Origin of the sequence: Runella sp., from assembly GCF_027484545.1 — a bacterium.
Classification (GTDB): Bacteria; Bacteroidota; Bacteroidia; order Cytophagales; family Spirosomataceae; genus Runella.
This window is the reverse complement of record NZ_JAIXST010000228.1, coordinates 19,785-46,486: the sequence shown is the minus strand read 5'-3', so window position 1 is coordinate 46,486 and position 26,702 is coordinate 19,785. Positions and strand designations below refer to the sequence as shown.

Here is a 26,702-nt window from a genome sequence, read left to right as displayed (position 1 = left end):
TGTGATGGACTTGCCAAAACGACGGGGACGGGAAAGGAAATAAGCACCTGGCTTACTCACCATCCGGTAGATGTACTCGGTCTTGTCGATGTACTTGAAATCATTCTCGATGATTTTTCGAAAATCCTGTAGCCCCAGTGGAAGTTTCTTGCCCATATAAAAATTGTTTGCGCTTGAACACAAAGATACAGAACTATTGCTGAAATGGAAGTTTGGGAACATGGGCAGGTAGACAAACTCCTTTACCAGGAAAATGAATTTGGTTGGGTGAATATACAGGCTCTTCATGCTAAATCTTGGCTTTTTTAGGTAAAAACTGCCCTCCAGACCCAATTTGTACATACGTTGTACATGTCAAAAATTAGGAAAATCAAACCTGGGGTTTCACTTTTACGCTGTTTCTGGATTGTACGAGATGTGAGCTGTGTCAGAAGATGCGGTACAGCATCCCTCTGGGAAAAACCAAAAGGGGCATCACCCGAACACCCCTCCGCTTTGGGAAACTAGTAGGGCGCAGCACTGCCAAGCGAAGCGTTATTCGTGGGCAATATAAAATATGACAGGACCAGAATTATTGGCGGAATACGCCAAAGGTGAAAAAAGCTTTAGAGGAGTCGACCTTAACGGAGCCAACCTTAGCGGAGCCGACCTTAAAGGAGCCGACCTTAGCAGAGCCAACCTTAGCGGAGCCGACCTTAGCAGAGCCAACCTTAGCGGAGCCGACCTTAGCGGAGCCAACCTTAGCGGAGCCAACCTTAGCGGAGCCGACCTTGACGGAGCCGACCTTACCAGAGCCAACCAAGATGGAGTCATAAGGTAGCCTCTCCCATTCTGTGGGTATATTTGAACAGCAATGAAACCCGCCCAACGGTTTGCATGCTCGGTTACGCGGCCCATGCCCGGTGCTCAAAGCCAAGGCAGGGCAGCATCCATGCAACCGTTGGGCACAACCAAAAACAAAAAGGGGCATCACCTGAACACCCCTCCGCTTTGGGAAACTAGTAGGGCGCAGCACTGCCAAGCGAAGCGTTATTCGTGGGCAATGAAAAAAATGAGATTAGAAGATTTTTTGGCGGAATACGCCAAAGGTAGAAGATCATTTAGCGCAGTTGACCTTGACTACGCCAACCTTATGGGAGCCAGCCTTCGCGGAGTCGATCTTTGCTCCGCCGGCCTTCTCAAGGCCGACCTTAGGGCAGCCGACCTTCGCGGAGCCAGATTTTGGAAAGCCGAACTTGTGCACGCCGACCTTAGCGGAGCCGACCTTCGCGGAGCCGACTTTTGGGGAGCCAATCTTAGCGGAGCCATACTTGATGGAGCCATACTTGATGGAGCCAAACTTGATGGAGCCATCGGAGTCCACCTTGATGGAGCCAATATGGCAGGACAAGAATTATTGGCGGCATACGCCAGAGGTGAAAGAGGATTTTACTTTGCCAACCTTATGGGAGCCGACCTTAGCGGAGCCAGCCTTAGCGAAGCCGAATTTGTTGGAGCCAAACTTAAAGGAGCCAAACTTGAAGGAGCCAAACTTGAAAGAGCCGACCTTCGTGGGGCCAACCTTCGCGGAGCCAACCTTAGCCGAGCCGTCCTTCGCTTTGCCAACCTTAGCTATGCCGACCTTACCGGAGCCCGACTTGACGGAGCCGACCTTACCGGAGCCAACCAAGATAGAGTCATAAGGTAGCCTACCCCTCGTCTGTGGGTGTATTTGAACCATAATTAATCCCGCCCAACGGTTTGCATGCTTGATGCGGCCCGTGCCCGGCACTCAAAGCCAAGGCGGGGCAGCATCCATGCAACCGTTGGGCACAATCAAAAACAAAAAGGGGCAACACCTGAACACCCCTCCGCTTTGGGAAACTAGTAGGGCGCAGCACTGCCAAGCGAAGCGTTATTCGTGGGCAATATAGAATATGACAGTACAAGAATTATTGGCGGCATACGCCAGAGGTGAAAGAAACTTTCGCGGAGCCGACCTTTTCAAAGCCAATCTTAGCGGAGCCAACCTTAGCGCAGCCGAATTTATTGGAGCCAATCTTGGCGATGCCAACCTCAGCGGAGCCGACCTTGGCGGAGCCGTCCTTGAATTCACCGACCTTAGCGGGGCCAACCTTCGCGGAGCCAACCTTTGCAGAGCCAACCTTGAAGGAGCCAACCTTCGCCGAGCCGACATTCGCGGAGCCAACCTTAGAGATGCCAACCTTAGCTACGCCAACCTTTATGGAGTCATAAAGTAGCCTCCCCCCGTCTGTGGGTGTATTTGAACCATAATTAATCCCGCCCAACGGTTTGCATGCTCGCTTACGCGGCCCATGCCCGGCACTCAAAGCCAAGGCGGGGCAGCATCCATGCAACCGTTGGGCACAATCAAAAACAAAAAGGGGCATCACCTGAACACCCCTCCGCTTTGGGAAACTAGTAGGGCGCAGCACTGCCAAGCGAAGCGTTATTCGTGGGCAATATAGAATATGACAGTACAAGAATTATTGGCGAGATACTCCGCAGGTGGAAGAAACTTTAGCGGAGCCGACCTTAGCCGAGCCCACCTTTTCGGAGCCAACCTTCGCGGAGCCAACCTTCGCGGAGCCAAACTTAGCGGAGCCAACCTTAACACCACCAACCTTCGCGGAGCCGACCTTTCGTTTGCCGACCTTTCGTTTGCCGACCTTAACGATGCCGAACTTAGCTATGCCAACCTTAGCGGAGCCAACCTTAGCAAGGCCTTCCTTATCGGAACCGACCTTATCGGAGCCAACCTTATCGGAGCCAACCTTAGCGGAGCCAACCTTAGCCGAGCCGGAATTTCCAATGCTTACCTTCGCGGAGCCAACCTTAGCGGTGCCAACTTTAGCGGAGCCGACCTTATGGAAGCCGACCTTCGCGTAGCCAACCTTAGCGAAGCCAACCTTAGCGGAGCCAACCTTTTCAGAGCCTACCTTATCGGAGCCAACCTGGATGAAGACAGCAAGTCATATGGTAGCCCAAAGACAGCACAAGAATTATTGGCGGCATACGCCAAAGGTGCAAGAAACTTTAGCGGAACCGACCTTCACGCAGCCAACCTTATCGGAGCCAACCTTGAAGGAGCCAACCTAAGCGAAGCCGGCCTTAACAGAACCAACCTTAGCCGAGCCAACCTTAGCCGAGCCAACCTTAGCAAGGCCTACCTTTACGAAGCCAACCTTATCGGAACCGACCTTGAGTTTTCCAACCTTAGCGGAGCCAAACTTAGCGGAGCCTACCTTCGCGAGGCCATCCTTAGCGGAGCAGACTTTAGCGGAGCCGACCTGAGCAAGGCCGACATTCGCGACGCCTTCCTCCGCGCAGCCGACCTGAGCAAGGCCAACCTTAGCGGAGCAATCCTTAACGGAGCCAACCTTCTCAACGCCAACCTTAGCGGAGCCAACCTTAGCAAGGCCTACCTTAGCGGAGCCCAACTTGATGGAGCCAACCTTGATGGAGCCAACCAAGATGGAGTCATAAGGTAGCCTACCCCTCGTCTGTGGGTGTATTTGAACCATAATTAATCCCGCCCAACGGTTTGCATGCTCGATGCGGCCCGTGCCCGGCACTCAAAGCCAAGGCAGGGCAGCATCCATGTAACCGTTGGGCACAAGCAAAAACCAAAAGGGGCATCACCCGAACACCCCTCCGCTTTGGGAAACTAGCAGGGCGCAGCACTGCCAAGCGAAGCGTTATTCGTGGGCAATGGAAAATATGACAGCACAAGAATTATTGGCGGCATGCGCCGCAGGTGAAAGGGACTTTAGCGGAGCCGACCTTAGCGGAGCCAACCTTAGCCGAGCCGACCTTATGGATGCCGACCTTAGCGGAGCCAACCTTAGCGGAGCTGACCTTAGAGGAGTCAACTTTAGCGGAGCCAACCTTTTCAGAGCCGACCTTAGCGGAGCCAACCTTAGCGGAGCCAACCTTAGCGGCGGAGCCCAACTTACATTCACCGACCTTAGCGGAGCCAACCTTATGGATGCCGACCTTAGCGGAGCCCGACTTGAGGGAGCCGACCTTACCGGAGCCGACCTTGAAGGAGCCATAATAGGATTTTAACCTCCCCCGTCTGTGGCTGTATTTGAACAGTAATTAAACCCGCCCAACGGTTTGCATGCTCGCTTACGCGGCCCATGCCCAGTGCTCAAAGCCAAGGCAGGGCAGCATCCATGCAACCGTTGGGCACAACCAAAAACAAAAAGGGGCATCACCTGAACACCCCTCCGATTTGGGAAACTAGTAGGGCGCAGCACTGCCAAGCGAAGCGTTATTCGTGGGCAATGGAAAATATGCAAGCTAAAAAACCAACATTAATAATTATTCCTTCAGATGTTTGGATGAAAACCAATAATTTTGGGGACATGAACGAAAAAGGATATTTTATTCCTGATTATAAAAAAGCCTTTCAAAATGACGCTAATTTATTACTTGTCATTTCTAAAATCAATACAATTATGGCCGAAAGAGGTTTTCCTTTAAAAAACCTAGAATCTGAAATAAAAAAAATAGAAAATACAAGCAATACAATGGCCGCTTTTGCAGAAGCCATTCCAGAAACACCATTTGAGCAGCTACTCAGAACCCTTAAAACGGATATGATTATCCAAATTACTTATACACTCATGCAAGAAGGCCCTAAAAAATCCATCGTTTTTAATCTTCAAGCATTGGATGCATACAATCAAAACCAAGTTGTAGGGGCAAATGGTACTGGCGCACCATCTGTTTCAGTAAATTTACCCGTCTTATTAGAAGAAGCTGTATTGTCTCAAATGGATAATTTTACTGCTTCTTTGCAAAAATACTTTGATGTTTTAATGGAAAAAGGCCGTGAATCTAAACTTTTTGTTCGTGTTAATAAAAAAGCGAATATTAACTTAGATAAAGACATGAATATTGCTGAAGAAGAGAAAAGACTATTAGATTGGATGGATGTTTACTTAAAGAAAAAATTAAAACGTTACAATATTGACAATCAAGAAAACGATTATTCAGTAGATATTACATTGAATATTCCCTTATTAGATGAGAAAGGAGCAGGTTTTTCTCTGAATGATTTTATGAGTCAATTTCGTAGATATTTGAGTAATTCTCTAAAAATTGAATCTAAATATAGTTTAAAGGGTCTTGGTGAGGCTTGGTTAGTTATAGAAGGAGAAAAAAGCATATAAAATAATAGACTTGTTGCGAGGGGTCAGCGAGGTGGGAAAAAAGAGTCATTTTTTATCCATACGAAGGCTTTTTGAGGGAGTATAGCCGCGCTATATGACCGAAAAAAGGCACAGTATGGGAAAAAAAGGGCCTTTTTGACCCCTCGATGATTCCCCTCGCAACAAGTCTAATGTAACAAGGTAGTTTCACCCCCGTCTGTGGATGTATTTGAACAGTAATTAAACCCGCCCAATGGTTTGCATGCTCGCTTACGCGGCCCATGCCCGGCGCTCAAAGCCGAGGCAGGGCAGCATCCATGCAACCGTTGGGCACAAGCAAAAACAAAAAGGGGCATCACCTGAACACCCCTCCGCTTTGGGAAATTTACGCCGTTGTTGGTGGTATCACCATAGCCGTCAGGCTAAGTATAGCTTCGGAGAAGCAAGACGTTTGTTGAAACCCATATTCAGTAAGTTAGTAAGCTTCGGATTGGGCCTCCGCGCGGCGGACCGTTCCGAGGCCGTTAGTCTGACGGCTATGGTGTTTTTCACCAACAACTGCGCAAAAAAAAGGGGGTGTTTGAATTGCTTGCAGAGGGCTGTATGGTAAGCGATATGTCAGTTTTTAGCTAATTTCAGCGGTATGACAGCAGCGCTTATCTTGGTCTATTTTCCAATCAAGGTTTAAAATCCCAAAAACAAATTTGAATTATCAAAAGCAAACCCTACTTTTATAGAGTGATTAGTCAATCTATTGTCAATGGATAAAAGAGAACAGATACTGGCGAGTGCGTTGAGGCTTTTTGTGGAGTTTGGTTTTCACGGTACGCCCACCAGCAAAATCGCTAAAGAAGCGGGGGTGTCAAACGGAACCCTTTTCCATTATTTCGCCACCAAAGAAGACCTCATCAAGGAATTATACATTTCCATCAAAAATGAACTAAACCAATTTTTATTCTCAAAAATCACGCCCCAAGATGGCATTGAAGCGGTTATCAAAAAAGTGTTTATCTATTTCATTTACTGGGCTTTAGAGAACCGAGAAAAGAACCATTATATCCAACAGGTGTTGTTTTCGCCCCACATTTTCCAAATCCCTGAGTCGGTCGCCATGGAGCAATCACAAAAACACATTCAGCTCATTGAAGAAGCCAAAGCCACCAAAGTCATCAAAGATTTACCTACCAACTTGATATATACCTTGACCAACAGCCACCTAATGGGGATTTATAATTACGTTGTCAACTTACCGACCGATGAACAAAAACCCATCATCGAAAGCGGCTTTGACATGCTGTGGGATATGCTAACCGAACAAAAATAACCATGAAAGAAACCAAAAAAATACGAGCCATTGTCACCGGTGCTACCGGTATGGTCGGCGAAGGAGTATTGCACGAATGCCTGCAAAGTCCTGAAGTAGAAGAAGTTTTAATTATCAACCGCAAACCTTCGGGCATTACTCATCCCAAATTAAAGGAAATCATTCACCAAGATTTCTTTGATATCTCTCCCATCAAAGCCCAATTGAAAGGGTATAATGCCTGTTTTTTCTGCTTGGGGGTTTCTTCCGTCGGGATGAAAGAAGAGGAATATACCAAAATGACCTACACGCTCACGATGCACGTAGCCGAAACGTTAAGCGAACTTAACCCTGACATGACCTTCTGTTATGTATCCGGCAGTGGTACCGACAGCACCGAAAAAGGTCGCAGCATGTGGGCGAGAGTCAAAGGAAAAACCGAAAACGATTTGACGAAATTACCTTTCAAAGCCGTGTATAATTTCCGCCCGGGGTATATGCATTCCACACCGGGTTTGAAAAATACCCTTCCCGCTTACAAATACATCAGTTGGATGTATCCATTCGCACGCAAGTTTTTCCCAAACTATGTAAGTACGTTGGCGGAATTGGGGCAAGCTATGATCTACGTTGCTACCAAAGGCTATAAAAATAATGTATTGGAAATCAAAGACTTTGCTCCCCTGACAAAAGGTAATTAAAAAATTTGCCGTACAAATAGAGTGATTAGTCAAATCAATTTATACAACCTAATCAAATGGAAATCACCTTTAAAATAAACGGAAAGCCGGCAAAACCGGACGTTGACCCGTCCATGCCTTTGCTTTGGGTCGTTCGGGATGAACTGAACCTCAAAGGCACAAAATTCGGTTGCGGCGCGGCTTTGTGCGGTGCCTGCACACTGCACATCGACGGCGAAGCCTACCGTTCCTGCTCCATTCCCGTCAGTTTTGCGGAAGGGAAAGAAGTAACCACCCTCGAAGGATTATCGGAAAGTGAAGACAACTTACACCCTGTTCAACAGGCATGGATGGAAGAAAACGTGCCTCAGTGCGGTTATTGTCAGCCCGGATTTATGATGGCCGCCGCCGGTCTCCTTGCCAAAAATCCCAATCCAACCGACGAAGACATCAAGACCGGCATCAGCAATATTTGCCGTTGCGGCACGCAGCCTCGCATCCTGAAAGCCATCAAAAGAGCCGCTCAAATCCAACAAACCGTTACCCTTTAATACCATGGCAACCGAAGAGAAAAAACCAAAAAAGAAATTTTCACGCCGTAAGTTTTTACAACGGGGAGCGATTGTTTTTGGCGGCACAATAGTAGCAACCATCGCGGCGAAAGGCCCCATACGCCGTTTTATTGCCCAAACGGCCGAAAACACCGATACACCAATCTTGATTTCAAGCCTTGAACCTACCTTTTGGTTTGAGGTCATGCCCGACAATACTATTCAGTACAAATCCACTAAACTGGAAATGGGACAGGGCGTTTTTACGGGCTTGGCCATGTTGGCCGCCGAAGAGTTGGAGGTATCACTCGAACAAATCAAGGTGGTTCATGCCAATACGGCCAACGGAGTAGAGGATTCGTTGGGAACAGGAGGAAGTAATTCAACCTTGACTTTGTACAAACCGATCCGAGAAGTAGCCGCCACAATGCGCGAAATGTTGAAGGCACAGGCAGCCAAACAATGGAGTGTGCCGGTTACTGCCATCAAGGTAGAAAATGGAGTAATGACCTCGGGCAATCACAAAGCCACTTATTACGAAATTTCCACTTCTACCAAAGAATGGAAAGCCCCTGAAACCCCAGCACTGAAGCCAACTTCAGCTTTCAAATACGTTGGCAAAAACGTAAAAAGGGTGGATTTAAAGCCCAAAGTGATGGGAAAACCCATTTTTGGCATTGACCAAACCCTGCCTGATATGCTGTATGCGGTGATTTTGCAATCGCCTTACATTGGCGGAACGCTCAAGAGCTTGAATACCAAAGAGGCCGCCAAAATCAGCGGTGTTGTACAGGTCATTGAAGACCAGGATTTGGTAGCCGTTGTTGCCAAAAACCGCTACGCTGCCGAAATGGGTTTGCAGAAATTAGAAGCCGTCTGGGATATTCCCAAAAAATGGCAACAAGCCGAATTTGCAGCACTGACCACCGTAGGTATTGGAACGGAGGTTCGCATTCAAAGTGAAGGCTCGCCCGAATCTATTCTCGAAAAAAGCCCCAATGAGGTCTTCAAACAGGAATACCGAACTCCCTTGGCTACGCACGCTCACATGGAACCGAACGGCGCCGTAGCACAGGTAGAAAAAGACAAAGCCACGGTGTTTGTGGGAACGCAGGCATCTACAATGTTCCGGGGCAATATCGCCAAAACCATTGATTTAGAGGCAGAACAGGTAAACATTGAAACCACGTTTGCGGGGGGTAGTTTTGGCCGAAGAATCGATTCAAAACAGGCGGAAAAAGTAGCCCGCATTGCTCAAATTGTCGGGAAACCAGTTCACGTTTTCAATACCCGTCAGCAGGAATTTCAGAACGCCATCTATCGTCCGCAAACGCACCATGTTCTATCCGCCAAAATCGGTAAAGAGGGGAATATCGAAGCCATTACCCACAACCAAGCCACTCCCGACCAAATCCTCGGGGTTCTTCCGGCCAATTTGGGCTACACTCTTTTAGGAGCTGATTTTGTCTCTGCCGGGCACGGGGCCAGTATTTTGTACAACATTGAGCACAAATCAGCGACGATCTGGCAAAACAAGCTGCCCGTTCAAACGGGCATTTGGCGGAGCGTGGGGATGTTTCCCAATACGTTTGCCATTGAAAGTTTTATGAACGAATTGGCCCACAAAACAGGAAAAGACCCTTTGAAGATGCGTTTGGGCTTGTTGTCAGGCAATGAACAAATCAATCAGCGTTACAAAAAAGTCCTCGAAACCCTCGCCGAGAAAAGCGGCTGGAACACCCCCAAAGCCGCGGGCATAGGCCGTGGGGTCGCCATCGGCAACGACCGAAAAAGCATTGCAGCAGCGGTAATTGAAGTGGCCGTAGTGGACGGAAAAATTCAGGTAAAAAAAGTAACGCAGGTTATTGATGCGGGTTTCGCCATTAATCCCGAAGGAATTCGTCAGCAGGTGGAAGGAGCCACCATGATGGGCATTACGGCGGCTCTGTATGAAGGACTGGAAGTGAAAGACGGGCAAATAACCGCAACTAATTTTCACCTGTACCCGGTTGCCATGCTATCGGATACTCCTGAAATTGAGGTAATTATTTTGGAAGGGCACGATGAACCGTATGGCGTGGGCGAGCCGCCGCTGGCGCCCGTTGCACCAGCTATTGCCGCAGCAGTATTTGATTTGACGGGTAAAAACTTACGCAGCTTGCCTCTGAAATTATCTTAGACAAACCCCTAATCGTTACTTTCAAACCTTAACTTAAATAGGTTGTAATTGGCAGAATCGGGCGGTAGTCATACTCAAATCAGAGTACATCTTGGCTATCGCTCGGTCTTTGCTTTTTCATTCGATTAGGGCAAAATTCCCAGTTTAAAAACCGTTTAAAGAATGTTGAAATTTTGAGGAAATTATTTGCAGTCTCACGATGAAGCCTCTATTTTGCAATCATTGTTATTAAGGAGTATTAAGTAAATAGTACCAAGTATTGAGTTTGTTAAGTTATTGATAAACAAATAATTATACATTTTCTGAATACTCAATTACTCAATACTTAAATCAAATTCAAATGACATTAAAATCTTTTTTGGCGCCGTTTCTCCTTTAAAAGAAGCAACTTGGAAAGAGATTGAGCCTCTTTTCCACAGGACCTTACTCCCCAAACAGAAGCACTTTATTGATGTAAATGAAACTGCCCATAAAATCGCGTTTTTGGAATCAGGCATAGTTAGGGCCTATTTTACCAACCAAGAAGGTCAGGAATATAATAAGCAATTTTTTGTAGCACCCTCAAGTATCGGAGCTTACACTTCACTCCTGACGGGAAGTCCTAACCTTATTCCGCAACAGGCACTTACAGATTGTATCATTTGGACTGCCGAGTACGCTGCAATTACCCGTCGTTACGATGATTTTCCCGACCTTGAGCGTCTGGCAAGAAAAATGGCAGAACACTACTTTCTGGAAAAAGAAAGAAAAGAACTCGAAATCGTGTTGCTAAACGCAACTGAACGCTACCAGCTATTTCAAGCGGAATTTCCAAAAATTGAACAATACATCCCTCAATACCACGTGGCTTCTTATCTTGGCATCACTCCTATTCAGCTAAGCCGTATCCGCCGCCAATCGGCAAAAAAATAAGTCCTCATTCCTTAACCTATGTTAATGCGACTCCTTTGGTACGAAAATACCTTTGTGACTTCACACATAACAACTAAAGGGAATGAAAACATCAAAAAAAAATACTCTTCGCTTCTATTTCAATCATCATGGCAGCAGGAATGGGTTTACTATTCAATGCCTGCACCATTCATCCTTTAGCATGGCAACCCAAAGTTAAACCTACATTTACTGGTGAATTGACCCTAAACGAAAAACTAAGTACAATCCAAAAAATTGGTCTTAACAGCTGGTATGGACCAGAAGATATTGTCTTTGACAGTTTAGGAAATATGTATTGCGGTGTACACATCGGAGAAAAGGATTTTAGCGACGGAAGAATTCTAAAAATTGACACTTCAGGCAAAGCAGAGGTTTTCTTCAGTAGCAATTCGTGGGTGGCGGGACTCCATTTTGATAACCGAGGAAACTTGATCGCTCTAAGTCATAAACTCGGTCTAATCAGCATCAACTCCGACAAAACAGCAATACTATTGGCGAATAAAGACGAAAAAGGAAGACCTTTCCTGATTCCCAATGGTTTGGATATCGCGACCGACGGTAAAATCTATTTTTCCAATACCTCTCATGAATCAGCCTATAACATCAATTATGGCCGAAAAATTATAATGGAAATGCGCCCTACAGGCGGCTTGCATTGCTATGACCCTAAAAACCACGAAGTGAAAACTTTAATTGAGGGAACCTATTTTGGAAACGGTGTAGTACTAAGTAAAGATGAAAGCTATATTTTGATGACCGAAACTGAGAAGTACAGAATACTGCGATACTGGTTAAAGGGGCCTCAAACAGGGAAAACCGATATTTTTATGGATAATCTTCCGGGCTTTCCCAATGGCATTTCGATACGGGAGGATGGCAGTTATTGGTTAGGTTTTTCTACCAAAAGAAATGATGCACTTGACCAAATCCATCCAAAACCTACCCTGAAAAAAGTGGTCTATGCCTTACCCAATTTCCTTCAACCTAAACAGGAATTGTTTGGTATGATTTTGAATATTTCACAGGAAGGAAAAGTAATCAACGCTCTTTTTGATACCACCGGCACATTCACACCTGAAACGGGCGCAGTGAAAGAACACAATGGATATCTGTACATCGGAGGTGACGTTGTTCCCTACATCGGAAAATATAAACTCAATCAGTAAAATTTTTAACCCTGCTTTTTGATGCTCCGGCAGTAGCTCGCGTCTCGCGGCGGGGCCAGAGTAATACAGCTGGGTTCTTTTAGGTTTATCACAGATCTATCATGGCAGGATAAAACTTCAAGTTTTCCTGCCATAATAATAGCCATCCACATAGACGCAACTTAGTTTTTACCCGCACGTTTTTTTATAAATTTCAACGTATTTACGAGCCGTTTCACATAAAAAGCCGATTTTTAGGCAGATTTTCGGTTATTTCAACTTTTCGGCAAGCAACCGGCACCAGCAAAAGTGCGTATTATCATTTCTGGTTCCTGCTCTGTTATTGCTTCAAAATCATGAATTGATTCAGAAGCAAAATGAGCAACCATAGCAAAAAGTTTAAGTACGGAATAATGAAGCAAAAAATAGTCGTTTCTGCGATCAATTCGTTCGGTGGTGGTGTACTTTCCGTTGTTCAGGATTGCTTACAGGAAATGATTGATATGTACGGGAATACTATTGAAATTACGGCTTTGGTTTACAACAAATCCATGGTTGGAATTGAAGGAATTACGTATTTAGAATTCCCGAAAGCACGCAGCAATTGGTATTGGAGATTGTATTATGAGTATGTATATTTTTACCAACTCTCAAAGGACATAAAGCCTGACATTTGGTTATCATTGGCCGATGCCACTCCGCGAGTTATCGCTCCTGTCCAAGCCGTTTATTGTCACAATTTAGCTCCATTCTATAAAATCACCCGAAAAGACGCACAATTCGACCCAGTTTTGGCCATTTACCACTTTATTTTTAAATACATTTATCAAATCAACATACGAAAAAATAAATTTGTGATTGTTCAGCAACAGTGGCTAAAAGAAGAATTTGAACAACTTTTCGAAATAAATAATGTACTCGTTGCTTATCCAAAAATTACAGCCTTGACTGGTGACTTAAAAGAAGAAATTAAACCTAATAAAAACCACTTTACTTTTTTTTACCCTTCCATTCCTCGTGTTTTCAAAAATTTCGAGCTGATTACGGAAGCTGTTAAAATTTTACTATCCGAAAATATTTCAAATTTTGAAATGGTTTTTACTTTTTCGGGTACTGAAAACAAATATGCCCAAAGTATTTACAAAGAGTACGGGCACATAAAACAGATTAAATTTGTAGGGGAACTGAGCAGGAAACAGGTTTTTGAGTTTTATAAACAATCGGATGCGGTTATTTTCTCCTCAAAAACCGAAACCTGGGGAATGGGTATTTCGGAAGGAATGACTTTCCAAAAGCCTATTTTCGCCATAGATTTTCCTTATGCAAGGGAAACGGCAGGAAACTACAACAAAATAAAATTTTTCAACCCTAACTCACCTGATTCACTGGCTAATAATTTGGATAAGTTTATCAAAAACAGATTGGAATATGACAAAAATGAAGCCATTATTCCAACGTATCCTTTTGCCAAAGATTGGCGAGAATTGTTTGATTATTTAGGCATGAACTCATAACATAAAATTATTATTTTAAGGATGAAAAAACTAAAATTTATAGACTTAACACTGTATAGTTTAGAAGGCGAAACCGATGTGGAAGAAATAATAAATTCACAAGTTCACAGTTTACCATATTTGCGTTTTATAGATAATGAAATTGAAAAAAAAGTCATAAAGTATTGTGGCATTAATAAGAAATTTGAAAAAGATGGGATAAAATATGAGTTCATAAAAGGGAAAAATAAAAAATGGAATATGCATTTGAGTTTATTTTACAAACTAAAAAAGCACAAACCCACTGCAATATTTATCCACAGCTTTATGTTTGCCTGGCAAATAATTATATTACGTTTATTTGTTGGCAAGAAAACAAAAATAATAGTTCAAAATCACGCAGAGCTTCCATTTCGATACCCTAAACTTATTATTCAAAAAATTGCCGCAAAATGCATAGACATTTATTTTTTAGTTTCATTTGAACAAGCTCCTATTTGGATACAAAGAAAAGTATTCGATTCTCAAAAAAAAATACGTGAAATAATGGAGGGTTCAACCCTTTTTACTTACAGAAATAAATTTGACAGTAAGAAAGAACTGCACTTTGAAGGCGACACTTTATTTTTATGGTGCGGTAGTTTAAACAAGAATAAAGACCCTCTAACAATCTTGACTGCATTTGAAAAATACAGTCAAGTAAATCCAACCTCTTATTTATACATGGTTTTTAACTCTTCAGAACTTATTAATGAAGTTAAAGAATTTATTGAAAGCAATTCCTTACATCAACAAGTTATCTTGTTGGGGCGTTTACCTTATAAAGAACTGGAAAAGTATTATTGTGCCGCCGATTTTTTTCTATTAGGATCTTCCAGAGAAGGCAGTGGGTTTTCACTTTGCGAAGCCATGGCCTGCGGGTGCATTCCCATTGTAAGTAATATTCCATCCTTCAAAAAAATGACCGATGAAGGCAAATGTGGTTTTTTGTTCACACCAGGAGATGCTGAAGGTCTGTATAGAGTTTTAATGAAACTTCCTACAATTGACAAAGCGTCTTTTATAAAAAAGGTAATTGATAAATTCAACAAAGATTTGTCATTTCAGGCAATTGCCTCTGGTATAGAAAAAGAAATTAAAAGTTAGTTCACGCAATTACGGCATGACTTCTCCAAAAAAACGAATCGCCATTATTATCAACGGAGGTATTGCTACGGGTCATTTTTCAGAGGGCGATGCCGTCATTACCCAATTACTTTCATCGTTAGCTTCTACCTTCGACCTTATTGTTTTCTCTTTGGTAAAAACCGACTCCTATAAAGTAAAACTTCCTTTTCAAGTCATTGATATTCAATTTACCCATCTTCAAAATGCCTGGTTACGACTGTTTTGGTTATTTTTCAAAATCCTATGGCATCATCTTTTTCGTCCATTTCAGGTTATTCATGGTTTTGGGGCCTTTCCTGCGGGTTTGTTAGCCGTTGTTCAAAGTAAAATTGTCAAAAAGAAGTCGCTTGTTACCCTCTTGGGCGGTGAATACCTCAGCATTCCTGAAATTAACTATGGACTTTGGAGTCATAAACATCTCCGCCCTTTTCTGGGTTTTACCCTCAATCATTGTGATGAATTAGTGATTCTTACCAAAACAGCGGCGGATCAAATCCAAACCAATCTGCCCAACTCCAAAAAACACCATACCATATCTTTCGGAATTGACACTTCTCTCTTTGTTCCCACTCCCAAATCACTGAGCGAGCCCTATAAATTCTTACACATTGCTGACCTGAATTTGGTCAAAAATCAACCTATGCTGCTTGCTGCTTTTCAACTGATTACCAAGCAGGTAAAGGCCCACCTTACAATTATTGGAGTAGATACGCTCAATGGCCGAATCCAAAAACTGGCTTTGGAGTTGGGACTTGCTGACAAAATCACCTTTCTACCCCGCATTTCTCATTATTATTTACCGGCTTTTTATGCCCAAGCCCATATTTTACTGCATACTTCTTATTCAGAATCGCAAACCATGGCGGTCAATGAGGCTTTGGCGTGCGGAGTATTAGTGTGCGGAACAAGAGTTGGCATTATTGCGGATTTGGAAGACGAAATCACTACCGTTGCTGCCGTAGGGGATGCAGAAGAGCTGGCTCAAAAAGTTCTTCATTTACTCAATGACCGGGAGAAACAGGAAGCATTAAGAAACAAAGGAATTGCATGGAGTAAGAAAAATGATTTAGCAGCTCAAAGCCGAAAGTATGAAGATTTATACCGGACACTGCTGACAGCGAGCAATTAACTCATTTCTACCCTTGGTTTTAGCCAGTTAATTAATTTTTTTTCGATTGGAAACTGGTACATTTTATATTCGCATCGCCATTGCGCAATTTTTTGAACTACATATTTAAGCGGTGTTGGTTTTGACCATGCCAATTGCTGATAAAACTTGAATCCTTCTATTTCCTGCACTTTTTTATCAGCAATCCAATCGCTGTTTATTGCCCCTACATAGTCAAAATCGGCCCAACCTTCCAAGTTTTTGGGAAATTCATACCCTCTTTGGGTCAGCAAATCAGCAATTTCATTGCCCGGATAAGGCTTGAAATAAAAAATAGATACCTGAAACTTCGCGCTCATTTTTCTCAACTCTTTGGCTACGTGCAACGACTCGTTAATACTCGCTTCGGTTTCGTCGGGAAAACCCACAATCACACTAAAATTGATGCCGATATCATACTTGAGGCATTTCTTGGCACAGTCAAATACCTGTTCAATCTTAATGTCTTTTTTCATCCAATCGAGCATTTCCTGCGAGCCTGCTTCTACCCCAATCATTACGCGTTCCAAGCCCGATTTTTTACACAACGCCCAAATTTCGTCGTCTAATCTATACCCTTGGTCAGCACGCATCGTCCCAAACCAAGTGATGGGTAATTGGCGGCGGATGAACTCCTGCGCTACCTCCGCTACCCTTTTTTTATTGGTAAAATAGGTTTCGTCCTGAAAATGAACGTGATTAAAGCCATATTTTTTCCAAAGCTGTTCGATTTCGTCACCGATTCGTTTGGGGCTATAGCCATACCAGCCCCTGTTGAACACAAAAGGGTCGGCACAAAAAGTACACCTAAAACGGCAGCCTTGAGATGATATATAATCAAGTTGTTTTCGTCCACTCAACTGCATGTATTTCTCAACGGCTATCAGGTCATAATTAAAGGCAGGAAACGCGTTGATGTCAACCATACTTCGTTCCGGATTGGCATGGATTTTCCCCTCTTCTTTGTACGAAATCCCTTGCAGTCCTTGGAGCGGGGATTTTATTTGGAGTCTTTCGAGCAGTTCGGCAAAGACAATTTCTCCTTGCCCCCGTACCACAATATCAACACTCGCATCTTGCAACGTTTCGGTTGGAAACAAAGAAGCATGCCACCCTCCCCAAACAACAGGAACCTCTGGAAATTGGCTTTTAACTGCTCTCGACACTTCTAAGGCATCTTTTATGATACTTCCCGTGAGTACTGTGGTTGCAAAACAAAGCGCGTTTTGGCTCAATGCCTCTCGAATCTTGATCAACGGGTCTTTCTCCAAGCGTCCATCAATGATAATCACTTCAAAACGGCTGCTGTCTAAATAAGAACCTATGGCCACCAACGCCAATGGCATGGTATAGTATTCAGCTTTAGGATTATAAAGGACTACTTTTGGGCGACTATTCATAGCGGTTGGTTTTCTGGGCCATTGCATCAAATCATTTCGGCACCTTCCGTTTCGGGTTGGCGGTATTTGAGCCAAAAACGTTGCAAAAATTTGAGTTCGTACGGAAAATGAAAAAAATTGGTTTTGTACCTTGCTTCAGCGAGTGTCGAAATGGCTTTTCGCTGAAAACGAGTCAGTTTTACATCTTGTGCAGTAGGATAACGCGCATTTAAGACCACCTCAAAGTTTTGAATTTTGTCAATCATGGCAGAAGTAAGCCAAGGAGTCAAGGGATTTTTTCGTAAATCAAACCCTCTCCATTCCTGTTCCAGCCAATCTTCCAATTTCTCGGGAAAACGAAAACCCGTTGCTTTTACTTTCTCAAACAATTCACTGCCTTCCGTCAAAACGGGGCTGTACAAATAAATGATTATCTCCGTATCAGGATTGGCCTTCTTTACTTTTTTGATAAACTCAATGTCCTCGTCAATCATTGCCATCACTTTTTCGGGAGTTTCGGCAGGAAAACCCAACACAAATGAATACTCAGGGATAATGTCAAAGCGTCGTAAACGTTCCGCGAATCGAATCATCTGACCAGCATTTTGAGTACCGCCTTTGTCAATCGCCTTGAGGGTATCTTCATTGCCGGTTTCAGCACCCAAGAAAATCATTTTGCAGCCCGCCGCCCGCATCAGAGCAAGGGTATCGTCCGAGAATTTATCAAGGGTGTCGATTCGAGCTTCACCCCACCATGAAATTGAGTCGTTTTTAACAAGTTCAGAAAAAGCCTGAATTCGTTTTTCGGACACAAAAAAGTTATTGTCGGCAAACTCAACCGCATCTGTGGCGTACTTTTCCTTCAAATATTTGATGTCATCGTAAATTCGTTCGGCAGACGCCCCTTTCCAACGAGCCTCAAAAATGGGAACAATGCCGCAAAACGAACAGGTAAACGGACAACCAAAACTGCTGTGGTACATAGCGGTCTTTTTACCAAGGTGGGTTTTGCCAAAATAAGACGGAACGGGATAAAACTTTTCAAGCTCTGCAAACGGCAACTTGGGTAATAAATCCATGTCAATCGCAGTGATTTTATGGGTTTTAACAATCTTGCCGTTCTCTTTAAAAATCAGGTTATTGATTTTATGTAAGCCTCTATCCCCGACCCTTCCTCCAAGTAGAGGAAGGGAGTTTATTTGTTGGTCGTAATTTGTAATTCCGACCTGTTGAACGATAACCGTCCCGCTTTCCGCTTCCAATGCTTCCAACAACGCTGGAAAAGCAACATCTCCAATCCCATTCACAATATAATCTACATAGCCTGATTCTATCGAAACTTTGTATTGATTGGACGCAAAATACCCACCCCAAATGGTGATGATATTGGGGTATTCTTCTCTTATCTTTTTAGTAAAAGGAATTGCCTGCCGCAATTGCGGACCAGGCATTACAGTACAGGCAAAGTACTTAAATTCACCCGAATCCAAGTAATTTTGGATAGTCTGCCAAGCGTCTTCTTCACGGTTTCCATCCACCAACACAAACTCGAATTTACCATAGATAGAAGCGGCCACTTGCAAAATGGTCAAAGGAATTCGGGCTTTTTGTTTGGTAACCAGTGGGTTGAAAATGATAATTTTGTTCGCCCCTAAATCGCGCTTATCCATTTTGTTGTTTTGCTGTGTAACCATTAAATCCACTACAACACCTGCTGCACGCGTCAAAATAACCACCCGCTTTCATAATGTCGGTTCGGAGTTTACTAAAAGTTGCGGAGTTCCAGATATTTTCAAGAGAATCTTCGTAAAGATTTCCAACAGTTAGGTTAAAACATCGCCCGTGGGAAGGAATCACGCTACCATTCGATTTTATCATCATATTGCTAAACACATCGTGGCAATGTTTTCCTAAAATCTTCTCAGGCTGAAAATAATACAACTCCAATTCCTTTTCTGATGCCATTTCAGGGCTAAAAAAAACTTCAAAAGGATAGCTCTGTTTTTTTATCGTTTGGATATTTTCTAAGAGCTTTTTCAAATCCATTTTTGTAAAATCCAATTCCTGCACATTACTGATAGTCGCTTGGTATATATCACCGTATTTGGTATTGTGAATTTGAGCTACCTCATTTTCAGTAAACTGCGTGTGCATAAAACCGATTCTGGCTATTTTATAATTTTTAAAGAAATCTAAAAAGGGAATCATACACTCAATATTCCACTCCGTAATAGCATAAACAATGGTTATTTTGGGGCTATTGGGATAGGCATTAAGGGCCTCGATACCTTCCACTGCCTTTTCAAAAGACTTTTTATTTCCTCTAATTTCATTATGTATTTCAGATGTTCCATCCAATGAAATGAAAATTTCGTCTAACCCTGCTTCTATCAATTTTCCAGCTTTTTGTTTGAGGGTCAGCGCATTGGTAGTAATGGTCGTATAAAGCCCTTTTTGTTTGGCATAAACCAACGATTCAATCAAATGTGGGTAAATGAGAGGCTCAGTAAAGGCATACCCAAGTTTGGCTTTCGGAAAATAAGCAGCCGTTTGGTCAATAATTTTTTTCAATAAGTCCAAAGGCATATTGAGAGGCTGAGTCCCAACCAAGTTTTGGGCAAAAGTTGTATCAAGACTTTCGGTCCCTACATCGCACATTTTACAGTGCAAATTACAAATATTGTTGACCCCCAATACAATCCATTGAGGCGCAAAAAAATTGTGTCTTGGGTATAAACTTCGGTTGAGGGATTGTAGTCTTTCTTTTATCATTTTCTTCAACGATAACCTAAATTGTTATTTCAAACAGATAATTCCACTCACCCCAGCTTTTCTTTTGGGCAACCTGCTTCCACAAATAGCCAAACTGAGCTGCTAACTGACTGATTTTCAAAATATCACAATCTTCGGAAAGTACCATAATTGCTTTTCCATTATTAGCTAAAAAATGCCTCAATTGATGAAATAATTTTTGAAAATATTCGAAATTTTCGCCACAAAACCACGCTTGGTCGGCCTCAGTTTCTGGATTTTTCGGATAATAAGGGGGGTTAATTAAAATAAAATCAAACGTTTTTTTTTCAAAATCAGCAAATAAATCGGAATGAATTATTTCAATGACTACACCATTTTGCAACGCATTTTCTTGTACAGCTTGACAAGCTTTTAAACTAATATCGGAAGCCATAACCGTAGCTCCTCGTTTTGCCATTTCAATCGACAAAAGTCCCGACCCTGCCCCTAACTCCAGCATCTTTTTATCTTTAAACTCCTGTATTTTAATGTATTCTAACAAAAACTTAGTACTTAAAAATAAAGTAGGATGAAATACGCCCACGGGGACTTTTAAAGACATATCCCCTACTTTTACTTTTCTTTCCTGAGATAAATAATTTTGAAAAAAAGGAATTAACACCCATTTACCAAGTAGTTTTCGAGCAAATTTTGATAACCTCATTGCCTATTTTTTTCTTGAATAAAACACCTATTAGAGTCTATCTGGACTCTACTTATTTAAAGCCATTCCAATACGTGCTTTTATAGATTTTACTTTAAATTGCCATTTTTGTTGTTGAAAAAAAGCCATTTCACTTACAATCCATTGAATAGCATAGCCGTAATATTTGCGAGAATATGTTCTTTTAAAATCTACATCACGGTCAGTAGTTTTTGCCCAATCAAGTTCGTTGGCAGTACTGAAAGTCTCTACTTCTTCGTACAGTTCTGTACCTTTTATAGGATAAGTAAGCGTAATAGTGAACTGAGATGGGTTTGCCTTTTTTAAATGTGCCAGTGTTTGATGAATATCTTTTTCTGTTTCATCAGGGTATCCCAGCATGATAAACGTACCTGCTTCAATTCCTGATTTTTGAGACAGTTGAATCATTTCTTGTACCTGTTCCACTTTAACACGTCTATCCATCAAGTCAATTATTTTTTGAGAACCGCTTTCCGCTCCAATCCAAACTCGAAAACAACCTATTTTTTTAAGTAAAAGTATAACATTTTCGTTTAGACGGTCGGCACGAGTGATGCACTCAAATCGGATTTTTACTTGATTTTTTTCTAACTCTTCTCCAAAATTTTCAAGCCAACGATGACTGATTGTAAAAACATCGTCCACAAACCAAAAATTATCCACTTCATAATTAGTCTGAATCCACATAATTTCTTCGACTACTTTTTGGGGCGAATTTCTTCTATAACTTAATCCATATACTCCACGGCTACACCAATGACAAGTATAGGGGCAGCCCCGCATGGTCGAAATTGTCATTGAGCTTTCGCTATGATACTTTTTCCAAGCATTTAAATAGAGGTTTAAATCAATAGATTTTCGATTAGGAAACGGTAAATGTTCTAAGTTTTTACGTAAGGTTCGTTCTTTATTGACACATACTTTACCTGACTTATCTTTATAAGCCAAACCATCAATAGATTGAAAATCAGATTCATTTTTAACAATTTCTAAAAATGTTTCTTCACCTTCTCCTATTACCAAAAAATCCGCCCCGTAATTCAGTAAATTATCGGTATTGTATCGAACATCAGGTCCTCCTAAAATAATTTTTGTCTCACTTAATTCAGGACTATTCTTGACAAATTGAATCATTTCCAAAACGTTCAACTTCGTCATCAAGTTAATATAAACAGCTAAGTAAGAAGGCTTTTTTTGTAAAAGATTATTATAAAATTCGTTTTTTGTAGAAAAAGTGGTGTCAAAAACCTCATGGATAATGTTGTTTTCTTTGAGATAGCCAGACAAATACAGAATACCCAACGGAGGATAGGGCTTCATAATTTGTTGTTCTTTAGCGTCGTCTGCCAAAAAATAGGCATGGGTCAATAGTATCATTTTCTTATAATTTCTATCAAATAATGGTCGGAAAAATTGGCTAAAAAAGGCATATCTATGGCCCATTGTTCCCATTCTTCCATTTGTTTAAACCACTTTAGTCTTTTCTCAAGAGAAGAATTCAAATAGGAAGGGGGTAAGAAGAATCCAATGGGTTGTTGGTGTATAATTTGTAAATTGTTTGATAAATATTTTTGAACCTTTTTTGTTGAATAATACCAAGTTATGACAGAGATATTTTCATTCAATTTAGCTTCAATTCCTTTTCTTGATAACCTTCTAAAAATTTTTCTCCACTGTAAACTCAAAAAGAAATAAGTGCTTTCAAACAATGAAAATTGAGGCATAATTACGCCTACAAATCGGCCGTTAGGTTTTAGCAAATTAGGTAGTTGTACTTGAAAAAAATGGGCTATTTCTTCGGGTAACAAGCAATTTAAGCCACCAAAATTTGAGAAAACCAAGTCAAACTCTTTCCCTTTAAAAACTTCACTAATCTCCTGAATATTAGATGCTTTAGTATTTACGCTACCCGCTAAATCATACTGATTAGCCTTGTTGTTGACACAAATAATCATTTCCTCTGAAATATCAGTTGCCCAAACGTCATGTCCTTTTTGGGCTAACCAAATCGCGTCTTCTCCCGTACCACAATTAAGCTCTAAAATCTTTAGGTTTTTCTCAGAGTTTACTAATTTTTCAAGATGCTGCCAAACTAATTTCCGTTGAGACTTACCTACAAGGGTATTCGTAAAATCACCATCATAATGTTGGGCAATATGGTCAAAAGCAGCTTTCACTTCATTAAATATTTTCCGAAAAAAGATTTTTTTTCTCCCAGCCAGAACTCTACATTTAGTGGATATTCCCCTCCTTGATTATCCCCGAGATTTTTAATTTTTCTATCTTGAGTTGCATTTAATATAGAACGAAATTTCCTGTAAGAATCTTCTTTACCAAAAACCTGTACAAAATGTGCCAATGTGATGGTTGTGGCATACATTCCCATGGCAATAAATAAGATAAAAATGGCTGATTTGAAATTGAAGATTCGTTTTTCAACGAGTTTTCCAAGTATTATCAACAAAACCACATTCACAATGGCATTTGCTGGAATAGCTGTGCGTATAACCCAATCATTTACGGAACCAAAATGATAAAAACTCAATACCAAATAGGTAAAAACGGATAGATAAAACAGCGATTTCCATTCAGCTAAAAGCTTATATTCACTATTTAACCAATAGACAATAAGTGCATAAAATCCAACTTGGCATAGCTCAAAGTAAAGATATTTAGCTATATCTTTTGGGGTAATAAGCGCTTCAAAAATCCAGCCATTAAAGCCGTGTTGCAGATGCCCCTGAAAATAAAAGCCTACAAAAAATAAAAGTATAATAATACCCAAAAACTCAATCGAAGAGCGAAAAATTGCAAATTTTGACTGAAACAATACATAAATACCCAGGGGAAGTAAACCTATAAATACAAAAGGTGACCATAACAAGGTGCAAGCCCCAACGAAGAAAAACCCTTTAAATTGCTTGGTTTTTGCCCAATACAATAGCAAAACTGTTGCCAGCCAACCTCCTATGGCTTGTGAAGGTGCAGCCATTAATTGAATAATTTGGGAAGAATAGGTAATTCGAGTATCGGAGATCCCATTTGAAAAAATACCCGTGGAGACGTCAGTAATTGCAATGTGGCTTTTTATAGGAACGCTGCGAAAAACATTTAGAAAAGTATCTTGAACTTGTGTAAAATGAGTTAAAAAATAAAGCCCCCCCAAAAACACAAAACCAGCACAAACCCACCATTTGTATTTTCCACCCAGCCAATAGAGCCAAGAAAAAATTAAAAACATACCCAATAAGCCCCAAACAAATGAAACTTCATTGGCATATTCGATACCTAAGCTTTTTGCAAAAAAGGCCGTAGGTAAATAATAGGCAATGTAATAACACAAATATGGATTCTTAAACACTTGATTTTGATAAGTAACCGCCCAGTTCTGTGTAATCAAATCATAGAAAAGTAAATTGTGAGCATACATATCGCCATGTTGTGGCATATATTCGCCAATACCCGAAATGAAAGTAAAAAACACTGCTAATAGCAACAAAATCAATCCGTGTTTGATTACTATTCTTTCAGAATCAGTCGCTATTACTTTTATGATAAATGTCTTCCAAAAACAAAACAATAACACCCCAACCGCTGGAATAGCCCAATATGGTTTTATCCAACCACCCAAAAAGATAAGATTGGGTAGCAATAAATAGCTTACAGTAAGTAGTGTTAAAGTGCTTTTTTTCATAATGCCTCACTTCGTAATCCTATTAGTTTTCGGTAACTAATTTTCTCTCTAAACCATAAATACGACAATTTTATCAGTGACTTTGTGGAGAGATTCTGAAAGTTTTTTAAAAGTTTTTCTTTCTGATAAACCCGGTGTGTATGCTGATGTAACTGCCGATAAAACTCGGGCGAGAACGTCGCTTGGTACATCATCGCCAAGTCATTTGAATGTTCCCAATTTTGCTTGGTTTGCAACTCTGCCTTTACTTTTTCGTGAAATCCAGTACCCGGTAAAGGATACGATACCGAAATTCCCAAGTCACTAGGCAAGAGTTGTTTGACCATCGAAAGTGTTTTCTCAATATCTTCCCAATGCTCACCAAGATACCCGTATTGCAGAAAAAAAGCCACTTTTACCCCTTTTTGCTTCAGTAATTGGGTTGATTTCTCAATTTCCAGCGTCGTGATTCCTTTATCCATGGCATCCAAGATTTTTTGGGAACCGCTTTCCGCCCCCATCCAAACTTCGTCCAGTCCCACCTCCACCAAATCCTGAATCGTATCTTCTTTCAACAACAAGTCTGCCCGAGACTGAATCTTCAATTTGGGTTTCACCTTTTTCTCCTCCAAACTTGCCTTAAATTGCTTCACCCAACCTGGTTTCAGCCCAAAAATATCATCACAAATCCAAAAATGATTGACTTGATAGGTTTTCATTAAAAACGCAATTTCGTCGGCTACTTTTTGAGGCGATCGGCTATTGTAACGATTACCATAAATGGGCTTTGCGCACCAATTGCACTTGTAGGGACACCCTCGAGTAGTGGCAATATTCAACGAAAAATACCCATGCCTTTTTTGCCAAATTTGTTGATAATCACCAATTTTAACCAAATCCCACGCCGGCATGGGCAGCAAATCAAGGCTCGTTAAAATCGTTCGTTTCTTGGTTTTAACGGTTTCGTCATTTACCCGAAAAACCATCCCGTCAATCGTCTCAAATGACAGCTTTTGCTCACTGCTTTTTATCAATTCTTTGAGCGTCAGTTCTGCTTCGCCCAACAGTACAAAATCAGCACCGGCATCTAAGTATTTGTCAAAATGATCGGTTGCGTCCGAACTGCTGACAATCACGACACAACCGTATTGTTTTCCCAATTGAATCATCTCAAAACAGGCATATCGCATCGCGGTCAGGCACATTTTTGAGAGATAATTGAACGAATCATCATAAATCACCAAGTAAGTGGGCTGCTCTTTTTGCAAATAAGGCTCAATTTCAAGCGGGCTGCGCTTAAGGTTACTGTCAAACAAGGCGACCTCAAACCCTTCTTTCTCCATCATACTCGCCGCCAAAATCGTGTTGTAGGGGGGATACGGCTGTTGAGCCTTCCACTGCTTGGGGTCAAGTCGGTAAAAGTAAGAATGCGTAAACAGTATTTTTTTTGAATCAGGCATTTTGTCCGGCCGTGCATTTTTGGGTGTATTCCTGAATTCTTTCTCTATACACTTTCAAAATAGTTGGATAATTGTCAGTGGTGTGAGATTTGGCTACGTGTTTTTGAAAGTTAAGGTAATACTTCGGATTATTAAAAAGCTTCGGGTCATGCCTCTTTTTATTGATTTCAACCGTTTTATTCAACAACCAATTGTCCAACCAATCTCCAAATGAATTATTAAAAAAGCTTTCAGCCATCCTTTGAATAAATGGCTGACTTTTAGCCTTTTCTATCATTTTTCTCTTAGGAAAGTTTGGGGAAAAATCGGTTATCCAACCATTTTTATCGAGGATTGCGGTATAGTATTCTTCCCCGTAGACAGGAATTAAAGTTGAAATTTCAGTTGCGATAAAAAGGCTGTGGTCTTCAAATTTCAAATGCTCGCTGTCAATGATGTAGTTGAAACAAAAAAACTTGGTGCTGTTCAGCAAAAAAATCTTTTTGAATACTATGCAGGCCAAACGCGCAATCCATAGGCGATTTGGGGCCGCAACGATGAAAAAATCTATATCGCTGTTTTCGTCCATGCAGTCTTTGGAAATAGACCCCGACAAAAACAGCCCTCTGATATACGGGAAATTGGCCACGATTTTAGCAATAAATCGGGCTTTAGGGATAGACTTCTGCGCTAATTGATTTCTTTTTATACGATGCTCTTCAATGGAAGGGTTATTCTGTAAACTATAAAATGCACCAAACCGGAAAATTTTTTTGGCAGTCAGCAATTCTTCTACACCGCTTTCTATTTCTTCTCTGCTCAATTTGCTTCTCTCAAACAATTCGTTTTTGGTAAGTGGATACTGAAACATTTCATAATAGATCAACACTTTGAGTATCTCATCGCAATAGTTGTTCATGAAGTTTTAAGGTATAGAGGAACCATCTATTAAAAACAGTATGTACGGCTAATTATC

26 protein-coding genes are annotated in these 26,702 nt (G+C 41.6%); 16 read left to right on the top strand and 10 right to left on the bottom strand.

Features of this window, described 5'->3' with window-relative positions; genetic code table 11:
* On the bottom strand, window positions 1-156 hold a 156-nt coding region (locus Q0081_RS31945), incomplete at its 3' end, for an AAA family ATPase (RefSeq protein WP_409034085.1).
* A gap of 400 nt (window positions 157-556) precedes the next feature.
* Here Q0081_RS31945 and Q0081_RS21100 point away from each other — a divergent pair.
* The 16 genes from Q0081_RS21100 to Q0081_RS21030 all read left to right on the top strand — a co-directional run bounded on the left by Q0081_RS21100 (window position 557) and on the right by Q0081_RS21030 (window position 15,739).
* Window positions 557-820, top strand: a complete 264-nt coding sequence (locus Q0081_RS21100) for a pentapeptide repeat-containing protein (RefSeq protein ID WP_298358135.1) — start codon at window positions 557-559, stop codon at window positions 818-820.
* A 33-nt stretch (window positions 821-853) separates the two neighbouring features.
* Window positions 854-1,687: a pentapeptide repeat-containing protein gene (locus tag Q0081_RS21095; RefSeq protein WP_298358132.1), complete on the top strand. Its 834-nt coding sequence runs from the start codon at window positions 854-856 to the stop codon at window positions 1,685-1,687.
* 229 nt (window positions 1,688-1,916) lie between these two features.
* Window positions 1,917-2,240, top strand: a complete 324-nt coding sequence (locus Q0081_RS21090) for a pentapeptide repeat-containing protein (RefSeq protein ID WP_298358130.1) — start codon at window positions 1,917-1,919, stop codon at window positions 2,238-2,240.
* 231 nt (window positions 2,241-2,471) lie between these two features.
* Window positions 2,472-3,491: a pentapeptide repeat-containing protein gene (locus Q0081_RS21085; protein WP_298358127.1), complete on the top strand. Its 1,020-nt coding sequence runs from the start codon at window positions 2,472-2,474 to the stop codon at window positions 3,489-3,491.
* Window positions 3,492-3,720: 229 nt separating this feature from the next.
* Complete coding sequence (locus Q0081_RS31940; RefSeq protein WP_409034084.1) at window positions 3,721-4,068, top strand: pentapeptide repeat-containing protein; 348 nt, start codon at window positions 3,721-3,723, stop codon at window positions 4,066-4,068.
* Window positions 4,069-4,142: 74 nt separating this feature from the next.
* Window positions 4,143-5,180 (top strand): DUF6175 family protein, encoded by a 1,038-nt coding sequence (locus Q0081_RS21080; RefSeq protein ID WP_298358124.1) that lies wholly within the window; start codon window positions 4,143-4,145, stop codon window positions 5,178-5,180.
* 232 nt (window positions 5,181-5,412) lie between these two features.
* Window positions 5,413-5,769: a hypothetical protein gene (locus Q0081_RS21075; RefSeq protein ID WP_298358122.1), complete on the top strand. Its 357-nt coding sequence runs from the start codon at window positions 5,413-5,415 to the stop codon at window positions 5,767-5,769.
* Window positions 5,770-5,919: 150 nt separating this feature from the next.
* Window positions 5,920-6,483, top strand: coding sequence for a TetR/AcrR family transcriptional regulator (locus tag Q0081_RS21070; RefSeq protein ID WP_298358120.1), 564 nt, complete (start codon window positions 5,920-5,922; stop codon window positions 6,481-6,483).
* A gap of 2 nt (window positions 6,484-6,485) precedes the next feature.
* The gene (locus Q0081_RS21065; protein ID WP_298358117.1) at window positions 6,486-7,163 is read left to right on the top strand and encodes an NAD-dependent epimerase/dehydratase family protein; all 678 of its coding nucleotides are present in this window, start codon (window positions 6,486-6,488) and stop codon (window positions 7,161-7,163) included.
* A 56-nt stretch (window positions 7,164-7,219) separates the two neighbouring features.
* The gene (locus tag Q0081_RS21060; protein WP_298358114.1) at window positions 7,220-7,693 is read left to right on the top strand and encodes a (2Fe-2S)-binding protein; all 474 of its coding nucleotides are present in this window, start codon (window positions 7,220-7,222) and stop codon (window positions 7,691-7,693) included.
* A gap of 4 nt (window positions 7,694-7,697) precedes the next feature.
* A complete protein-coding gene (locus Q0081_RS21055; RefSeq protein ID WP_298358111.1) occupies window positions 7,698-9,872 on the top strand; it encodes a xanthine dehydrogenase family protein molybdopterin-binding subunit in 2,175 nt (724 codons plus the stop codon).
* A gap of 483 nt (window positions 9,873-10,355) precedes the next feature.
* Entirely contained in the window at window positions 10,356-10,784 is a 429-nt protein-coding gene (locus Q0081_RS21050; protein ID WP_298358108.1) for a Crp/Fnr family transcriptional regulator, read from the top strand.
* Between the two features lie 128 nt (window positions 10,785-10,912).
* Window positions 10,913-11,971 (top strand): SMP-30/gluconolactonase/LRE family protein, encoded by a 1,059-nt coding sequence (locus Q0081_RS21045; protein WP_298358106.1) that lies wholly within the window; start codon window positions 10,913-10,915, stop codon window positions 11,969-11,971.
* A gap of 392 nt (window positions 11,972-12,363) precedes the next feature.
* Window positions 12,364-13,464 (top strand): glycosyltransferase, encoded by a 1,101-nt coding sequence (locus Q0081_RS21040; protein ID WP_298358104.1) that lies wholly within the window; start codon window positions 12,364-12,366, stop codon window positions 13,462-13,464.
* Between the two features lie 21 nt (window positions 13,465-13,485).
* Window positions 13,486-14,589 (top strand): glycosyltransferase family 4 protein, encoded by a 1,104-nt coding sequence (locus Q0081_RS21035; protein WP_298358102.1) that lies wholly within the window; start codon window positions 13,486-13,488, stop codon window positions 14,587-14,589.
* A gap of 16 nt (window positions 14,590-14,605) precedes the next feature.
* A complete protein-coding gene (locus Q0081_RS21030; RefSeq protein WP_298358100.1) occupies window positions 14,606-15,739 on the top strand; it encodes a glycosyltransferase family 4 protein in 1,134 nt (377 codons plus the stop codon).
* Here Q0081_RS21030 and Q0081_RS21025 read toward each other — a convergent pair.
* Genes Q0081_RS21025 through Q0081_RS20985 form a run of 9 tightly spaced genes read right to left on the bottom strand, consistent with a single transcriptional unit; the run spans window position 15,736 to window position 26,645 of the window.
* Window positions 15,736-17,157 (bottom strand): B12-binding domain-containing radical SAM protein, encoded by a 1,422-nt coding sequence (locus tag Q0081_RS21025; RefSeq protein WP_298358098.1) that lies wholly within the window; start codon window positions 17,155-17,157, stop codon window positions 15,736-15,738. The two genes, Q0081_RS21030 and Q0081_RS21025, sit on opposite strands and share 4 nt — an antisense overlap.
* A 26-nt stretch (window positions 17,158-17,183) precedes the next feature.
* Window positions 17,184-18,806, bottom strand: coding sequence for a radical SAM protein (locus tag Q0081_RS21020; RefSeq protein WP_298358096.1), 1,623 nt, complete (start codon window positions 18,804-18,806; stop codon window positions 17,184-17,186).
* Complete coding sequence (locus Q0081_RS21015) at window positions 18,799-19,908, bottom strand: radical SAM protein (protein WP_298358095.1); 1,110 nt, start codon at window positions 19,906-19,908, stop codon at window positions 18,799-18,801. Before Q0081_RS21015 ends, Q0081_RS21020 begins: the two co-directional genes overlap by 8 nt.
* Before the next feature lie 16 nt (window positions 19,909-19,924).
* Window positions 19,925-20,593, bottom strand: a complete 669-nt coding sequence (locus tag Q0081_RS21010) for a HemK2/MTQ2 family protein methyltransferase (protein ID WP_298358094.1) — start codon at window positions 20,591-20,593, stop codon at window positions 19,925-19,927.
* 48 nt (window positions 20,594-20,641) lie between these two features.
* On the bottom strand, window positions 20,642-22,066 hold the full coding sequence (locus Q0081_RS21005) for a B12-binding domain-containing radical SAM protein (RefSeq protein ID WP_298358092.1): 1,425 nt from the start codon (window positions 22,064-22,066) through the stop codon (window positions 20,642-20,644).
* Window positions 21,988-22,791, bottom strand: a complete 804-nt coding sequence (locus tag Q0081_RS21000) for a bifunctional 2-polyprenyl-6-hydroxyphenol methylase/3-demethylubiquinol 3-O-methyltransferase UbiG (RefSeq protein ID WP_298358090.1) — start codon at window positions 22,789-22,791, stop codon at window positions 21,988-21,990. Before Q0081_RS21000 ends, Q0081_RS21005 begins: the two co-directional genes overlap by 79 nt.
* Window positions 22,788-24,308, bottom strand: coding sequence for a hypothetical protein (locus Q0081_RS20995; RefSeq protein ID WP_298358088.1), 1,521 nt, complete (start codon window positions 24,306-24,308; stop codon window positions 22,788-22,790). Before Q0081_RS20995 ends, Q0081_RS21000 begins: the two co-directional genes overlap by 4 nt.
* Window positions 24,305-25,747 carry a radical SAM protein gene (locus Q0081_RS20990; RefSeq protein ID WP_298358086.1) on the bottom strand — a complete coding sequence of 481 codons (1,443 nt, stop codon included), beginning with the start codon at window positions 25,745-25,747 and terminating at the stop codon, window positions 24,305-24,307. Before Q0081_RS20990 ends, Q0081_RS20995 begins: the two co-directional genes overlap by 4 nt.
* Entirely contained in the window at window positions 25,740-26,645 is a 906-nt protein-coding gene (locus Q0081_RS20985) for a hypothetical protein (RefSeq protein WP_298358084.1), read from the bottom strand. Before Q0081_RS20985 ends, Q0081_RS20990 begins: the two co-directional genes overlap by 8 nt.
* Window positions 26,646-26,702: the final 57 nt, after the last annotated feature.

What these genes read in the sequence shown, in the direction of transcription:
- Q0081_RS31940 (WP_409034084.1), top strand. Translation starts at nt 3,721, where the DNA reads ATGACAGCACAAGAATTATTGGCGGCATGCGCCGCAGGTGAAAGGGAC.
- Q0081_RS21070 (WP_298358120.1), top strand. Translation starts at nt 5,920, where the DNA reads ATGGATAAAAGAGAACAGATACTGGCGAGTGCGTTGAGGCTTTTTGTG.
- Q0081_RS21055 (WP_298358111.1), top strand. Translation starts at nt 7,698, where the DNA reads ATGGCAACCGAAGAGAAAAAACCAAAAAAGAAATTTTCACGCCGTAAG.
- Q0081_RS21090 (WP_298358130.1), top strand. Translation starts at nt 1,917, where the DNA reads ATGACAGTACAAGAATTATTGGCGGCATACGCCAGAGGTGAAAGAAAC.
- Q0081_RS21100 (WP_298358135.1), top strand. Translation starts at nt 557, where the DNA reads ATGACAGGACCAGAATTATTGGCGGAATACGCCAAAGGTGAAAAAAGC.
- Q0081_RS20985 (WP_298358084.1), bottom strand. Translation starts at nt 26,645, where the DNA reads ATGAACAACTATTGCGATGAGATACTCAAAGTGTTGATCTATTATGAA.
- Q0081_RS21005 (WP_298358092.1), bottom strand. Translation starts at nt 22,066, where the DNA reads ATGGGAACAATGGGCCATAGATATGCCTTTTTTAGCCAATTTTTCCGA.
- Q0081_RS21025 (WP_298358098.1), bottom strand. Translation starts at nt 17,157, where the DNA reads ATGAATAGTCGCCCAAAAGTAGTCCTTTATAATCCTAAAGCTGAATAC.
- Q0081_RS21040 (WP_298358104.1), top strand. Translation starts at nt 12,364, where the DNA reads ATGAAGCAAAAAATAGTCGTTTCTGCGATCAATTCGTTCGGTGGTGGT.
- Q0081_RS21015 (WP_298358095.1), bottom strand. Translation starts at nt 19,908, where the DNA reads ATGATAAAAGAAAGACTACAATCCCTCAACCGAAGTTTATACCCAAGA.
- Q0081_RS21060 (WP_298358114.1), top strand. Translation starts at nt 7,220, where the DNA reads ATGGAAATCACCTTTAAAATAAACGGAAAGCCGGCAAAACCGGACGTT.
- Q0081_RS21045 (WP_298358106.1), top strand. Translation starts at nt 10,913, where the DNA reads ATGGCAGCAGGAATGGGTTTACTATTCAATGCCTGCACCATTCATCCT.
- Q0081_RS20990 (WP_298358086.1), bottom strand. Translation starts at nt 25,747, where the DNA reads ATGCCTGATTCAAAAAAAATACTGTTTACGCATTCTTACTTTTACCGA.
- Q0081_RS21030 (WP_298358100.1), top strand. Translation starts at nt 14,606, where the DNA reads ATGACTTCTCCAAAAAAACGAATCGCCATTATTATCAACGGAGGTATT.
- Q0081_RS21035 (WP_298358102.1), top strand. Translation starts at nt 13,486, where the DNA reads ATGAAAAAACTAAAATTTATAGACTTAACACTGTATAGTTTAGAAGGC.
- Q0081_RS21075 (WP_298358122.1), top strand. Translation starts at nt 5,413, where the DNA reads ATGGTTTGCATGCTCGCTTACGCGGCCCATGCCCGGCGCTCAAAGCCG.
- Q0081_RS21065 (WP_298358117.1), top strand. Translation starts at nt 6,486, where the DNA reads ATGAAAGAAACCAAAAAAATACGAGCCATTGTCACCGGTGCTACCGGT.
- Q0081_RS21085 (WP_298358127.1), top strand. Translation starts at nt 2,472, where the DNA reads ATGACAGTACAAGAATTATTGGCGAGATACTCCGCAGGTGGAAGAAAC.
- Q0081_RS20995 (WP_298358088.1), bottom strand. Translation starts at nt 24,308, where the DNA reads ATGAAAAAAAGCACTTTAACACTACTTACTGTAAGCTATTTATTGCTA.
- Q0081_RS21020 (WP_298358096.1), bottom strand. Translation starts at nt 18,806, where the DNA reads ATGGATAAGCGCGATTTAGGGGCGAACAAAATTATCATTTTCAACCCA.
- Q0081_RS21095 (WP_298358132.1), top strand. Translation starts at nt 854, where the DNA reads ATGAAACCCGCCCAACGGTTTGCATGCTCGGTTACGCGGCCCATGCCC.
- Q0081_RS21080 (WP_298358124.1), top strand. Translation starts at nt 4,143, where the DNA reads ATGCCCAGTGCTCAAAGCCAAGGCAGGGCAGCATCCATGCAACCGTTG.
- Q0081_RS21010 (WP_298358094.1), bottom strand. Translation starts at nt 20,593, where the DNA reads ATGAGGTTATCAAAATTTGCTCGAAAACTACTTGGTAAATGGGTGTTA.